Annotated in this window: 11 protein-coding genes; 6 read left to right on the forward strand and 5 right to left on the reverse strand. The window is 41.9% G+C overall.

Annotation, left to right across the window (positions count from 1 at the left end; all coding sequences use genetic code 11):
- Positions 1 to 395 precede the first annotated feature (395 nt).
- Together ACXIUD_RS08920 and ACXIUD_RS08925 are read right to left on the reverse strand one after the other, a co-directional pair.
- A complete protein-coding gene (locus ACXIUD_RS08920) occupies positions 396 to 782 on the reverse strand; it encodes a GxxExxY protein (protein WP_458052280.1) in 387 nt (128 codons plus the stop codon).
- Between the two features lie 14 nt (positions 783 to 796).
- On the reverse strand, positions 797 to 1,810 hold the full coding sequence (locus tag ACXIUD_RS08925) for a dipeptide epimerase (protein ID WP_458052281.1): 1,014 nt from the start codon (positions 1,808 to 1,810) through the stop codon (positions 797 to 799).
- A 43-nt stretch (positions 1,811 to 1,853) separates the two neighbouring features.
- On the opposite strand from ACXIUD_RS08925, the gene ACXIUD_RS08930 reads away from it, so the two are divergent.
- The gene (locus ACXIUD_RS08930) at positions 1,854 to 3,362 is read left to right on the forward strand and encodes a M14 family metallopeptidase (protein WP_458052282.1); all 1,509 of its coding nucleotides are present in this window, start codon (positions 1,854 to 1,856) and stop codon (positions 3,360 to 3,362) included.
- A gap of 49 nt (positions 3,363 to 3,411) precedes the next feature.
- Here the strand turns inward: ACXIUD_RS08930 and ACXIUD_RS08935 are convergent, their stop codons facing one another.
- Positions 3,412 to 5,586, reverse strand: a complete 2,175-nt coding sequence (locus ACXIUD_RS08935) for a TonB-dependent receptor (protein ID WP_458052283.1) — start codon at positions 5,584 to 5,586, stop codon at positions 3,412 to 3,414.
- 482 nt (positions 5,587 to 6,068) lie between these two features.
- On the reverse strand, positions 6,069 to 7,205 hold the full coding sequence (locus tag ACXIUD_RS08940) for an amidohydrolase (RefSeq protein WP_458052284.1): 1,137 nt from the start codon (positions 7,203 to 7,205) through the stop codon (positions 6,069 to 6,071).
- Positions 7,206 to 7,307: 102 nt separating this feature from the next.
- Here ACXIUD_RS08940 and ACXIUD_RS08945 point away from each other — a divergent pair, with 102 nt between their 5' ends.
- From ACXIUD_RS08945 to ACXIUD_RS08965, 5 genes are all read left to right on the forward strand, one after another.
- On the forward strand, positions 7,308 to 7,484 hold the full coding sequence (locus tag ACXIUD_RS08945; RefSeq protein WP_458052285.1) for a hypothetical protein: 177 nt from the start codon (positions 7,308 to 7,310) through the stop codon (positions 7,482 to 7,484).
- 163 nt (positions 7,485 to 7,647) lie between these two features.
- Positions 7,648 to 7,953 carry a nucleotidyltransferase family protein gene (locus ACXIUD_RS08950; protein ID WP_458052286.1) on the forward strand — a complete coding sequence of 102 codons (306 nt, stop codon included), beginning with the start codon at positions 7,648 to 7,650 and terminating at the stop codon, positions 7,951 to 7,953.
- Positions 7,931 to 8,281: a HepT-like ribonuclease domain-containing protein gene (locus tag ACXIUD_RS08955; RefSeq protein ID WP_458052287.1), complete on the forward strand. Its 351-nt coding sequence runs from the start codon at positions 7,931 to 7,933 to the stop codon at positions 8,279 to 8,281. The genes ACXIUD_RS08950 and ACXIUD_RS08955 overlap by 23 nt, the downstream gene beginning before the upstream one ends.
- 112 nt (positions 8,282 to 8,393) lie before the next feature.
- Complete coding sequence (locus ACXIUD_RS08960; protein WP_458052288.1) at positions 8,394 to 10,580, forward strand: TonB-dependent receptor; 2,187 nt, start codon at positions 8,394 to 8,396, stop codon at positions 10,578 to 10,580.
- Positions 10,581 to 10,609: 29 nt separating this feature from the next.
- The gene (locus ACXIUD_RS08965; protein ID WP_458052289.1) at positions 10,610 to 11,683 is read left to right on the forward strand and encodes a carboxypeptidase-like regulatory domain-containing protein; all 1,074 of its coding nucleotides are present in this window, start codon (positions 10,610 to 10,612) and stop codon (positions 11,681 to 11,683) included.
- Between the two features lie 46 nt (positions 11,684 to 11,729).
- Here ACXIUD_RS08965 and ACXIUD_RS08970 read toward each other — a convergent pair whose 3' ends face one another.
- Positions 11,730 to 14,063 carry a M1 family metallopeptidase gene (locus ACXIUD_RS08970; protein WP_458052290.1) on the reverse strand — a complete coding sequence of 778 codons (2,334 nt, stop codon included), beginning with the start codon at positions 14,061 to 14,063 and terminating at the stop codon, positions 11,730 to 11,732.
- Positions 14,064 to 14,129 lie beyond the last annotated feature (66 nt).

Here is a 14,129-nt window from a genome sequence, read left to right on the forward strand (position 1 = left end):
AGATAAACCTCAGAGTACGCTAAGTTTTTTCGGAGAGTTCGCAGAGGTGGAATTGTGTCTTTCTTAGAGTTCTTTGCGCAACCTTTGCATCTTTGCGGTGAAGATTAACCGCAGAGGTCGCTAAGTTTTTTCGCAGAGTTCGCAAAGGGGAATTATTGTCTTTCTTTGAGTTCTTTTGGTAACCCTTTGCATTTTTGCAGTGAAGATTAACATCAGAGTTCACTAAGTTTTTTCGCAGAGCTCGCAAAGGCTAAATTATGTCTTTTTTAGAGTTCTTTCGGTAACCTTTGGATCTTGGCTGTGAAGGTTAACTGCAGCGTTCGTAGAGGTGGAATTGTGTTTTTCTTTGAGTTCTTTGCGCAACCTTTGCATCTTTGCGGTTAAATAGGATGAGGCTATTTTTCATCAAGCCCATTTACAACTCTTCGGATCCCATTTTTCAAAAGAGTTACATTGAAATTTATCAATAAACCAAGTTTAAAGTCTCCCAATTTCATATAGGTAAGTGTTTGAGCTAAGTGAACATCTGTTAGTGCTTCTACACTTTTTAACTCAATTACTAATTTGTTCTCCACTAACAAATCTATTCTGTAACCACAATCAAGTTTTACCTCTTCAAAAATAAGAGGCATTGCTTTTTCTTTTTCTACTTTAAATCCAGATTTGGCTATTTTGTAATAAAGACATTGTTGATAAGCACTTTCCAATAATCCCGGCCCTAAAGCTGAATGAACTTCAATTGCTATTCCAATAATCTTTTTTGCAAGTTCGTTTTCATTCATATTTACTCAAACATTTAAGTTAATAACTCCGCCCCGATTCCAGGTCCATCAGGGAAGGTGATGGAGGTAGGGGTGATCTGAACTCCTTTGGCAATATCCTTTGCCAGCAACATCGCTCCATCCATATCCACATAATCTAGTAAAGGTGCTATGTGCGCGATAGCTGTGATGCCCACAGAAGACTCGGTCATGCATCCTACCATCGTTTTCATTCCCAAACTTTTTGCCTCATGAATCATTCGCAGTCCGGGCGTGATACCGCCTGCCTTCACTAATTTTACATTGATCCCGTGAAAAAGGCCGTGGCATTTTTTTACATCCGACTCTACAATGCAGCTTTCATCGGCAATCACCGGCAACTTGGAATACTTGTACACCTCTTTCATTCCCTCCAAGTCATCCTTACCCAAGGGTTGCTCCATAAATTCCACACCCAAAGCAGCCAATTCCTCCGAATAGCGAATAGCTTGTTCTGCCGTCCATGCACAATTGGCATCGATTCGGAAAGTTGATGCGGTATGCTTGCGGAGTTCGCGGATGATTTCCAAATCTTGATCAGTCCCTAGCTTAATTTTATACAATGGCCAATCCACTTCCTTCATCTTGGAAACCATTTTTTCGATGGTATCGATGCCAATCGTGAAGTTGGTCAAGGGGATGTGCTGAGGGTGCAAACCTAAATATTCATAGAGCTTCTTTCCCTGCTTTTTGGTGAAGATATCCCATGCCGCCAAATCCAAGGCGCATTGCGCAAAAGGGTTATCCACAAAAATCTTCTGACCCAATTCCCATAAATGTTCCGGACTTGTCCACACAGCACTTTCCACAAGTCCGCGTGCTGCCTCCAATCGCTCGCAGATATTTTCAGCAGTCATCCCATAAAAAGGATTGGTAGTGGTCTCTCCTAATCCATAAAACTCACCATCTGAAATTCTGACAATGATGGTGTCCTGCACATCTCTACTCTGATGGGCAATGGTAAAGGTGTGTTTTAAAGGAAGGTCGCGTACAAAGAATTCGAGTTTCATGGAGAATTTTTTGGGTTTTAGACAAAAGTAAATTTATTTTTTTATGAAAGTTTCTACCTTGGTGGAAAATCTTATGGCTGCTATGAAAATTTACTATCAATCGAACCTTCTACTCTTGTTCGTTTCCTTGGCTATTTTTGCCTGTGAACCTAAGCTGAGCTCCCCTTCCATTGATGCTGCTGTTTATGAGCAAGCGTATGAACAGTATCAAGAGCCCTCTGTGGATTATCGTCGATTCAAATATGCGGATGTTATTCATTTGGTAACAGGAAGAAGCGGTGCATTTGAAGTGGAAGAAGTTGGAAAGTCCATTCTTGGAAAGTCCATTTATCAAATGAGTATGGGTACTGGCCCTACTAAGGTTCTTTTGTGGTCTCAGATGCACGGCAATGAAGCGACAGCAACCATGGCTTTGTTTGATTTATTCAATTTTTTGGAAGGTTCCAATGATGATTTCGAAGAACTTCGGGCAAAATTAAAATCGAAGCTCACCCTCCGATTTATCCCCATGCTCAACCCAGATGGGATGGATTTGTGGATTCGGAGAAATGCCTTTGACATAGACTTAAACAGAGATGCATTGGCTCTGACATCGCCCGAGGCCGCGATTTTGAAAAATGCACGTGACAGCTTCGAACCGATGTTTGGGTTTAATCTTCATGATCAGCAAACCTACTACACGGTAGGGGAAACAGGTAAGCCTGCAACCATATCTGTCCTAGCACCTGCTTATAATTATGCTACGGAAGTCAATGACGTGCGAAAAAGAGCCATGCAGGTAATCGTGGGAATGAATGCCTTGATGGAACAAATTGAACCAGGACATGTGGGTAAATACGATGATGCCTTTGAGCCACGCGCATTTGGGGATAATATTCAAAAATGGGGAACGAGTACGATTTTGATCGAATCTGGTGGCTATCCTAACGATCCCGAAAAGCAGGTGATCCGAAAATATAATTTTATGCTCATGCTCCACGCATTGGAACAAATTGCGGACAACTCCTATGAGGCTTATAGCTTGGATGAGTATTATGCGATTCCTGACAATACCTTGCGCTTGATGGACTTGGTCATTCGAAATCTTTCATTAGAACTTGATGAACAAACCTATACCGTAGATCTGGGTATTCGAAGAAGAGAGGCTGATGCCCACGGAGATTACTTCGTCAATGCCGTGGTGGATGATTTAGGAGATTTGTCCATTTTCTATGGATACGATGAATTGGATGCGACTGGCTTGAAAGTAGTGGAAGGCAAAACCTATGAGACCCCGTTCAAGGATCTCTCTGAAATTACAACAGAAAAAGCCTTCGAACTCTTAAAAGAAGGGTACTTAGCCGTAAGGGTTCAAAATGCACTAGACAAAGAATTGCATCAATTACCCATTCAGGTTTTGAAAAATGGAAGTATCAGCAATGCTTTTAAAACAGGTGCGAATTCCAATTTCTTTCTTAAGGAGTCTGGAAAACTCCGTTATGCCATTGTCAATGGCTATCTCATAGACTTGGAAAATCCCGCAAATGCCTTGTATAAAATGAGGGTATTGTAAAAAAGAGACTTGCAGATGTTTGGGATGAGCATCTGCAAGTCTTTTTTGGTTAAAGCCTGATTTTTACCCCTCCGTTGATGACGAATCCGTCCAAAGGAGCATAAATTTCTCGGAAAACGGGATTGTTGATAGTGCCAGTGAAGATGCTATCAAACCTGGTTTGTCTTGCGTCTAGGAAGTTTTCAAAGTTGATGTACACAGAAAAGCGTTCCCACATTTTTTCTGCCATGAAACCCATAATCCAATAGGATTGCCCGACAGTTCCGTCGGACAATTGCTGAGGGCTGAAGTAATAAGACTCCCATCCTATCCTGATTTCATCATGAACTTCATAAAACAGAACCGAGTTAATTCTGTGCTTTGGGGTTAATGGATACGTGTTGCTGGTACCTTGACGGATGATTCGAGCATCGGTGTAGGAATAGCCCATCATCCATTTGAAATCTCTCCATTCCCATTTGACATTGGTTTCCATGCCTCGGGTATCTACATGCCCATCAATATTTAGCAGTTGAAAGGAATTGATGCTGCTTCCAACCGGCTCCAAAAACAAAGGCCTGTCTAGGTAGGTGTAGAAAAACAAGTGGTTGATACTTAAAAATAAAGCATCATCGAATAGACCGGTTTTGTAATTCACATCCCAATTGAGTCCATAGGAGCGCTCCAAGACGTTTGTATTGGGTTCGACCGGAAGCACGTTTTGGTATTGCAAGCGCTCTGTTTCCTCGGTAAAGATCGTAGGTGCTTTGTATCCCAAGCCTCCCCCAAACCGGCTGCTAAAGTTTGCATTGGCCTTCCAAAGCATGGCAACTCTTGGTAGTACAGCCCAACCATATTCTGGTACGTAATCTGTTCGTAAGCCACTTTCCAATATCCACTGTGGCTGAATAGTCCAGGTGTTTTGCGCAAAGACCCCATAGGTTTGGATATGATAGCTTCTGTCGAGTACCTGATCCATATCGATGAATTGCTCCGTGTACACATTGGCACCGATCACCCAATCACTCTGTTTGTTATTCACTTGGTAGTTGACCTCGCTGAAACTGGACCATTGCTGTCCCTGAAAAAGGTAATTGTTGGTGGTCAAACTTCGATCAAAGAAATTCACGGCATTTTTTACTTGCAAACGCCTGTTTTCGCTGAGCTCATGATTCAATTGAAACTGAGAGTTGATCCGAAAGCTCCTATTCTCCTCAAAGAATGCATTCGCAGGAGCATCCTGATTACGTAACAGCGCCATATTTCCACCCTTTCGGTCTTCTTGGTTCATGTTGATCCCAAATTCAACGCTCGTTTGTTTGCTTGGGTAGTAAAATAGGCGGGGGTTGAAGGTGTAGCGTTGAAACTTTGGGATAGCTGAAAGCCCAATATCCGCTGGGTCAAAAGGACTATTGGCATTATAAGCAGCGAAGATGGTGCTGCCCCATTTTCCATTTCGCTTTCCATGAAATCCCGAAATATCCAATCCTCCTGCATTGGTGCCATTGAGGAGAAAGGAAGTTTCCCCTTCCTCCGTAGGACGTTTGGAAATTAAATTGACCAAACCAGCGATGGCTCCGCCTCCATAGAGGGTAGAAGCAGACCCTTTTAATACTTCCACTTGCTGTAAATCCAATGGAGGAATTTGAAGTAGGGAAAGACCGGATGCAGCTCCTGAATACAGCGGAAATCCATCTTTGAGCAATTGGGTGTAGCGGCCATCCAAGCCTTGGATTCGAATGGAGGCGTTGGCAGATGTGGGTGAGGTGACCTGAACCATAATGCCAGTACTTTCACTGAGCAAGAGGCGGATATCTCCGGGTTTCATATTGGCCTTTTCCTCCAATTCTTCCCCCGCTATCAGTTCAATTCTCGTTGGAATGTCGGCAATTGTTCGAGAAGAGCGGGTAGATTGCACCACTACCTCATCCATATCTCCATGTTCTTCATGTAAATGGATGACGGTGATAGCCGTTTCAGTAGGCAGTGTTACCGACATCCGTTTTCGTTCATAACCGATCAAGGAAATCTGAAGTTGGTAGGTGCCTGCTGCCAAGTTTTGGAAGGAAACCATTCCCTCACTATCGGTTACACCCCCGATGTTGGTGCCTGTAATTTTAACAAGTACCCCAGGAATGGGAGTATCCGTATGTTCATCAATAATTTGAAGCTGTAAGTTTGCCGTTTGCGCCCATGTAAGTGAGCAAAGCATTACTAACAACAAGCTTAAGAATAAATTTTTCATGCTTGGAAAAAGGATTATGCTGGAAAATTGTTGAGTTTATCCAACGACATGCATTCCCATCCATCGACCGTTAGATCAGTAGCGGAAGAGGCAGGCGTGTAGTTGGAAGGGGGCTAAAAAATCAAGCAAACTTGGGCGGATGCCAAAAGTTGTGAATTCTTTCTTTTAAGGTAATCGATGGGATGGTAGGATGATTTTCTATCGTAAAAGTGCTGCTGACAATCGCCCAATTTGGGGAGATGGTAAGCGGTGCAAATAGGGAACAATGCTTGCAGAGCGAAAAAGGAGGACAGCAATTTCCTTCTGGATGCTCATGGGTATCGTGTTGATGTGTGTTTATTTCAGTGTGCGTTTCTTCATGCTCACAATGGTCCATGGCATGTGGAGGAAAGACCATCATGAGGAGTATATAAAGCAAAAAAAATTGGCTGAATAGTTTCACAGGTGAAATGTAAGAAAATATTTACAAACAAACTCAGGTATTATTCATGAATCAACTCGATGATTTTTTTGAATATGCCTACACCCGTGGGGATGATTTCATCTGGAAAATCAAAATTAGGTTCATGCAATTGAGGTTGACTGGTCCCGGACCCTAGACCGAATAGCAGGGTTTTGGTATGGGTAGAAAAAAGGCCAAAATCCTCTGACCATCGGAAGGGTTGGCTGGCATGAAGGATAGAAAGGTTGAGCGCTTCTGCTGCCTGAACCCCTAAAGCGGTTGCCTCCGCATCGTTGTGTGTTGCAGCGAAACTTTCAGTGAATTCCATCTCACAACTCAATCCATGGGTAGATGCTAATGCCTGGGCAAGATCGGAAGCTTTTGCTACCAAGGCATCCCGAACCTCGTTTTCAAAACCCCTCAAGGTAGCCATGACCACGGCCTCTCCTGGAGTCGTACCAAAGGCTACTTCTCCCAACTTTGCGTGGATGACAGTCACGAGGCTGAATTTTTCAAATTCCTCGGGTAGTTTTTCCAGTCCAAGAATCAATTCTGAAAGTGCTTTAGCAGGAGATTTTCCCGCTTCTGGATGAGCTGAGTGGGAATTCCAACCGGTAAATTTGACAATCATTCCAACAGAAGCGGCAGCAAAAGCTCCCTCTTTGATGACCATCTGATGCAAATCATAGCCAGGTAAATTATGAAGTGCAAAGGCATAATCTGGGTGAATTTCTTTGAACCGAGGGTCTTCCAACACAGCTTGAGCACCTTCTCCTATTTCTTCTGCTGGCTGAAATAGCAAGACAACCCGTCCCTTGGTAGGCCTATTATCCTGGAGATAAGCCCCTAAACCTGTAAGGATAGCCATGTGTCCATCGTGTCCGCAGACATGGGACTTTCCGCTCACCTTGCTGCTATGCGAGATTTTCGAATTGTTTTCCAGAATGGGCAAGCCATCCAATTCGCATCGAAACAGCGAAGTAGGTCCTGCTTGTTCTCCTTCAAAAACATAGGCTAAGCCTGTGCTGCCAAGTTGTGTGTAGAACTTATCCACATCCATCTCCTGGAAAATCTCATGTATTTTTTGTGCTGTCTTTTCCTCTTCACCTGAGATTTCAGGGTATTGGTGTAGGTATTTTCGCAGCTGGATAAGTTCTTGCAGTTGTGGATCAGTCATGGATAGGGTGCTAAAATTTAATTTCTTCTGCCTCAAGGCAGTGGAAAATCGTGAGAACTTTTTAAATTAGAATCTCCTTGTAAGGTTAAAATTGCGAATAAAATGACAGAAGAACAAAAACTTAGCTTAGAACAAGAAATTGCACGTTTAAAGGATAGCTTGACAGGTGATATGTTTACCGATATGGATATCCGTGACAAGATTCATAATTTGGAAATGGTCGTCAAGGGAGTAAAACCTATGGACAGTTCCATAGATTGCATTGGATGTGGGAGTTGAGGCAGTTAGAGAGAAACTCACCTAATAGTGGTTTGCTCTAGAAAGAAAGAATTATTTTCTAAAACTAAATTTTCTAAACCAGAAAAAAATTTCAAGCTGGTAGAGAATACTTTAATATAGTTTTCTAAGGTTGAGTAATGGAGAAATTTTGATTTATTTGTATATGGAATTATCACTGAAAGCAATTGATTCTATCTCAGATGTGCTGAAAAATTTTTCTGCAGTCGAAGAAGCTTGGGTTTTTGGTTCATTTTCAAGAAATGAATTAAAGCCATCAAGTGATATAGATATTGCAATTGAGACTGATGATAAATTTTCTTATTTTGATTTAGCAGAGATTAAATACCTATTGGAGGAATCCCTCAAGCGAAAAGTGGATATAGGGTTTTATGATACAATAAAGCCTGAATTGCTTTCTGAAATCAAAAAAGACTTACAATTAATTTATGAAAGACCGAAAGCTAACTAGTCGCCTTCGGCTACTTCATATTCAACAAGCCATAGGAACTATTCGAAGATTTGTGGAAGGTGTGGATAAAGACAGTTTTGAAAAAAATGATTTAATCCACCACGCAGTCCTTATGCAATTTATAATAATTGGAGAAGCAATAAATCATATTGATGAAGCTATATTGACAAAGTATTCATACCCTTGGTATAAGATTAAGTCTTTTCGGAATTTCGTTGCTCATGAATATTTTAATATAAAGTTAAGCGCTGTTTGGGAAATTACGCAGCAAGAATTGGGGCCTTTATCTGAGCTGATAGATTACATAATTGGTCAGGAATTTGAATGAGGGTTGGTTAATGAAAGAATTCAAAATTGCAATAATCTTGCAAATGATATAAAATAGAACCTCTTACCCAATTTTTTCGTGAATGCAAGGTACATCTCTAATCCTCAGGTATATGAAGTATCTCTGTGTTTTTTTAGTTTTTTCTTGGTTTGTACAGGCTCAGGCTTGGGCACAAGATGAGCAATCGACCACTATACCCAATGCACCTGCTTTTGAAAAGGTGTATTTACACACCGACCGACCCCATTACTTTTTAAAAGATACTATTTGGATCAAGGCCTATGCTTGGTCTGCGGTGGCCAGGGAAGGGTTGAAGCCTTCCACTAGTCAAACATTAAATTTAGCGTTCAAGAATCAACAGACCGGAGAATCCGTTTTTCAAACTGCCGTATTGTTGGATGAAGGGATGGGTTCTGCGCAAATAGCCTTGGGAGAGATTCCTGAGGGGGATTATGTATTGCTGGCACAGAGTGAGTCTATGAGTGCATGGGAGTCTGATTATACCTTTCAGCGTCCCATCAGAGTGTCTGAAGTAGGTGCCGTTAGTTTGGTCAGAACACCGATTGCCAAAAATAAATCTTTTCCACTTCCCTATCAAAACGGACTAAGAATAGGTCTGAATACCTCCAATGGTGATTATCAATTGATCATCGATCGGGCAGCAGAGCAAGCAAATGCTGTCTTTCAGTTAATTGGTCTGCAACATGGGAAGCCTGTTTATGAGCAAATCTTATCTTTAGAGCAAGGGAAAAATGTCCATACCTTGGACCCTGAATCCTTTTTGCCTGGTTTGGCAGATTTTGCTCTCCTCAATGAGCAAGGGGATATTGTTGCAGAGAGACCGGTGTATTTTCACCCACAGGCGATTCCAACTTTGAAGATTTCCACAGATAAGGAAACCTATCGGCCACGAGAGCGTGTGCAGGTATTGCTAACTATTTTGGATGAATTCGGAGAAGGCTTGGAAGCTGATTTTTCTGTTTCTGTCGTAGATTCCAAGCAGGTCAGTTGGCCGGAGGATATGAGTACCATTGTGACAGAGATGGAAATTGGGTCAGTATTGAATACGCCATATTCCTTTTCTCAACAGCTATTGGAACAAGATTCTGATATCGCCCTCAAAGAATTGAATGATTTGATTGCTTCCAATCAGAGTTTAACGGCCTTATCAAGATTTTCCACCCAAACAGAGCCAATTCAGGATGAAAATCCGGGAATCAGATTGAGTGGTGTTGTCAAGAAAAAAGATGGGAGATATATGGAGAAAGGAACAGAATTGGAGTTCCTGATCTATCCAAAACAAGGAAGTTCATTAATGGCCTCTGCTGTTGTAGGAGAAAATGGAAGATTTTTCTTAGATGGGTTACTATTTCAAGGTGAGGCTGCTGTAGTAGCTAGCCGTATCGGTATGGATGGCAAAAAAGTCCCTGCAGAAATGTTACTGGCCTCTCAAGTAGATTTAGAGCAGATACCTTTACCTGGGCCTACACTTTCAGCAAATTTTGTGAGGGTTGAAGAATCCCAAAGTTTGGATGATGTACGAAGATTTGCATTGCTTCGAAATTCGAGGATGGATGAACGTGTGATTGATTTGGATACGATGACCATAGAAAGACAATCATGGACATTTGGCTTTACGGATCGTACATCTCTTTACTCCAATCAGCCGGATATTCGACTCGATATCCCCGAAAGAGGTTTTGAAAATCTTAATTTTTTCCAATATATCAGGGGTCGAGTGCCTGGAATGAGTATGGTAGGGGATCCAATGGATATCGGAAATCCGCCTTTAATTTTCTTAAGAGGTTCCCAGTTTACCATGAGAAATGAGTCTAATAACCCAGGAGTGCTATTTCTCATTGATGGAGTAGTAGCCAATAGATTTATGGTGGCTCCTATAATGATGAGAGATATTGAGCAGGTAGATATTTTAAATTCTGTCGCTAGCCAATCTGCTGTGGGTATTCAGACAAAGGGAGCTGGAGTAATCAATATCCTGACTAGAAGAGTTAATCCAACAGCTAATTTCACCAATGAAAATGTAGTTCTGGCTAGGGGCTATCAAGAATCTCTCAGATTTCCTATTGTCGGAGAAGGAAGACCCGAAAAAGATGTTTTCAAGGCGAATTGGAATGCTACAGTCTATTGGAATCCTTATTTGGGAACAGATTTTGAAGGTAGGGGTAATTTTGAATTCGTAGTAAACGATTTACAAACAGAGCTTAAAATTATGGTTGAGGGGATGAGCAAAACAGGGCAACCGATTTTTGGCATTCATACTATCCGTGTAGAAGAATGATTCGGGTTAGTTGCTGCATAGTTCTTTTCATGCTTACTTCAGTGCTGGTACAGGCACAAGGGCAGATCAAAGGTGTGCTGATAGATGCAGAAACGAAGGATCCGCTTCCTTTTGCAACCGTTTTTCTTTCCAATACTACTTTTGGCTCAGTAACTGATTTGCAAGGAGCCTTTAATCTTTCCAATATTCCTACAGGTGAGTATGAACTAATTGTGAGTTTTTTAGGATACAAGACCCTTCAACAGCAGGTACTGGTCGAGAAAGGAAAGCTTTTGCAGTTGGAACTTGTCATGATCCCTGAAGTGATTGATTTAAAGGAAAATCTGGTGGAAGATAAACGGGATAAATCTTGGTATGTTAATCTGAAGATTTTTGAAAACTATTTTTTGGGTTCTAGCATCAATGCGAAAAACAGCAGGATCCTCAATACAGAGGTCCTGATTATGGATGATCAGACTAAACCAGGTCATTTGTTGGTTTCTGCTAGAGAACCGATTATCATAGAAAATTCCAATCTCGGGTATCAGATTAGTTTTGTGTTACAATCCTTTGAGTGTAACCCCAAAGAGGAGCGGTGGAGTTACTTTGGATTCCCTTATTTTGAAGAAATAGAGGTTCCAGCACGTAGGATGAGCCGGGTATCCAAAAATCGGGATAGGGCATACTTTGGCAGCATGACGCATTTTTTGCAAGCGGTGTATCAGGAGAAACTAGAAGGAGAAGGCTTTGAAGTCTTTTTGGTCAATAGGGTAAAAGGAGAAGATCAGCTCTACAGAGAAGAGGTTTCAGATGTGCAGGTACATGCTGCTGACATATTGCTCCGTGATGAAAAGGGTAATGCGTACTTTCATTACAGAAAACCCATATTTGTTCGATATAATCGTGAAACAGAAGAAACTGCCTTTAGTATGCGCTACAGTCAAGCTCGTGCACCTTATCAGATCAGCAAATTTATCTTATTGGTACAAAGAATCCGATTGGAACAAGATGGGAGATATTTTCCTGCCTCAGGTATTTACACCGAAGGATATATGGCTTGGGAGCGAGTGGCTGATTTGATGCCATTTGGCTATGTTCCAATGGGTGAAACTTCTTTACAATAAAAAAGCCCTGAAAATTGAATTTCAGGGCTTTTGATTTTTTTAGATTTTATCTCCTGCTTCGAGCGCGTCTCATTGGATTGTCTCCAGTGGAAACGCCACGTGCACCGCCTCCTCCTCTAAACATTTCAAATCTGCTTGGCACAAATTGTCTCGGCCAGTAGTTATTACTTTCGTCAATATCTGCTGTCTCTCGCAAAGGATCCAATACGATATGGCTTACTTCTTTTTTCTTAGCAAAGACCTTGGTCACCTGAGTTTCATTCAATCTCCAAATTTGTGCTGGGATACGTTCAATTTCGGAAGTGCCATCTGTGTAGTTGAATTGAATAATCAAAGGCATTACCAAACCACCTTCATTTCGGAAGGTCATTTCGTAGAAATTCAATCCAGAGTTAAGTAGCTCTTTTTCTTTCGGACTTAGGCGATCCATAAAGTCCTTGTATGCCCTCTCATCATCAGGTGTGACAGTAAATGGATTATAGCTATTGTAGAAATCTCGAGTAGCAGGATCTCTTTCCACCACTGTTTGAGGAATATCTTTTACATTTCGCTCCACACCCACGTGATAGGCTTCACGTTCGGCTACTTTTTGTTCGTCTGCTTTCTTTTGGGCTGGAGTTCGGTTGTCCAATTTGAACCAACGAACTTGCTCTATAGAAATATCCACAGGCTCTGTTCCAAAGAACCAACCTCTCCAAAACCAATCTAAATCAATTCCAGAGGCATCTTCCATGGTGCGGAAGAAATCTTCTGGGGTTGGGTGCTTAAACATCCAACGCTGAGCGTACTCTTTGAACGCAAAATCGAATAGCTCTCTTCCCATAATGGTTTCTCGAAGAATATTTAGAGCAGTGGCAGGCTTTGCGTAAGCATTGGGTCCAAATTGGATAATGTTTTCAGAATTGGTCATGATAGGCTCCAATAATCTTTTTTCAGAAGCCATATAAGGGGCAATTTTATGTGCCGGCCCTCTTCTGGAAGGGTAATTTCTATCCCACTCCTGCTCTGCTAAATATTGCAAGAAGGTATTCAAGCCCTCATCCATCCAAGACCATTGTCTCTCATCCGAATTTACAATCATCGGGAAGTAATTGTGGCCTACCTCGTGGATTATTACGGAAATCATTCCATATTTAACAGCATCAGTGTATGTGCCGTCTTCGTCAGGTCTGCCGTAATTGAAGCAAATCATCGGATACTCCATACCATTGGAACCTTCCACAGAAATAGCTACCGGGTATGGATAATCAAAGGTGCGTGCAGAATAAGATTGAAGCGTATGGGCTACCACTCGTGTGGAATATTGTTCCCAAAGAGGATTCCCCTCTTTACCATAGTATGACATAGCCATCACGTCTTTTCCGCCTTGCTTCACGGCCATGGCATCCCAAATAAATTTTCTGGATGAAGTCCAAGCAAAGTCTCTTACGTTTTCAGCATGAAAAACCCATGTTTTTTTATCTCTCGCTTTCTGCTTTTCCAAGCGCTCGGCTTCCGCTTGGGTACGGATGACAATTGGTTTGTCATAGGTCTTTTTTGCTTGTTCCCACCGCTGAAGTTCCGTACTGCTCAGTACTTGCTCTGGATTTTGGAGTACACCTGTAGCACCTACCATGTGGTCAGCAGGTACAGTGATTTTTACTTTGTAATCTCCGAATACCAAAGCAAATTCACCTCTTCCCACAAACTCCTTGTGCTGCCAGCCTTCAAAATCGGAATAAACAGCCATTCTTGGGAACCACTCTGCCATGGTATAAAGGTAGTTACCGTCTTTCGGGAAAAACTCATAGCCTGGACGGCCACCAATGAAGCTCATTCTATCGTGGATATTAAAGCTCCAGTCCATGGTGAATTCTGTTGTTTCGCCTGGTTTCAATGGCTGAGGAAGATCTACTCGCATCATCGTTTTGACGATCGTAACAGGAATGTCCTCACCTGCAAGATTTTTGACGTTATTGATTTTAAGTCCCAAATCCATGTCATGCCACAAGATGCTTTCCAACTGACGCAAATTCATGCGTGGGTTGATTCGACTCTCGGCAATTTTAGGAGTATTGGAATCTTTATCCCGCTCATTTTGATCCAACTGAATCCAGAGGTACTTCAATTCATCTGGGGAATTGTTGATATAAGTAATTTTTTGCCAGCCTTTGATGGATTGATTGTCATCATTCAGTTCCACTTCAATCTCATGGTTGGCTTGCTGCTGCCAGTACATGTGACCGGGTGCACCTGAAGCAGTTCTGTATACATTAGGGGAGCGCAATTCGGTTCCTAACTGTTCAAACCGCTCTGCATGATTTTGCTCTGTTCGTTGGGCATGTGCAGGCAGGGAAAAAATAACAGCTGCCAAAGCTCCTAGGAGTACATGTTTTTTCATATAGGTTAGTAAATGCTTCGTTGATCGAAACAGCAAGTTACTACAAGATGTTGGAATCGAGTAGTT

The sequence above is a fragment of the Mongoliitalea sp. genome (assembly GCF_054166905.1).

Coding starts and splice junctions, on each gene's coding strand:
- ACXIUD_RS08920 (WP_458052280.1), bottom strand. CDS start 782: ATGAATGAAAACGAACTTGCAAAAAAGATTATTGGAATAGCAATTGAA.
- ACXIUD_RS08925 (WP_458052281.1), bottom strand. CDS start 1,810: ATGAAACTCGAATTCTTTGTACGCGACCTTCCTTTAAAACACACCTTT.
- ACXIUD_RS08930 (WP_458052282.1), top strand. CDS start 1,854: ATGAAAGTTTCTACCTTGGTGGAAAATCTTATGGCTGCTATGAAAATT.
- ACXIUD_RS08935 (WP_458052283.1), bottom strand. CDS start 5,586: ATGAAAAATTTATTCTTAAGCTTGTTGTTAGTAATGCTTTGCTCACTT.
- ACXIUD_RS08940 (WP_458052284.1), bottom strand. CDS start 7,205: ATGACTGATCCACAACTGCAAGAACTTATCCAGCTGCGAAAATACCTA.
- ACXIUD_RS08945 (WP_458052285.1), top strand. CDS start 7,308: ATGACAGAAGAACAAAAACTTAGCTTAGAACAAGAAATTGCACGTTTA.
- ACXIUD_RS08950 (WP_458052286.1), top strand. CDS start 7,648: ATGGAATTATCACTGAAAGCAATTGATTCTATCTCAGATGTGCTGAAA.
- ACXIUD_RS08955 (WP_458052287.1), top strand. CDS start 7,931: ATGAAAGACCGAAAGCTAACTAGTCGCCTTCGGCTACTTCATATTCAA.
- ACXIUD_RS08960 (WP_458052288.1), top strand. CDS start 8,394: ATGAAGTATCTCTGTGTTTTTTTAGTTTTTTCTTGGTTTGTACAGGCT.
- ACXIUD_RS08965 (WP_458052289.1), top strand. CDS start 10,610: ATGCTTACTTCAGTGCTGGTACAGGCACAAGGGCAGATCAAAGGTGTG.
- ACXIUD_RS08970 (WP_458052290.1), bottom strand. CDS start 14,063: ATGAAAAAACATGTACTCCTAGGAGCTTTGGCAGCTGTTATTTTTTCC.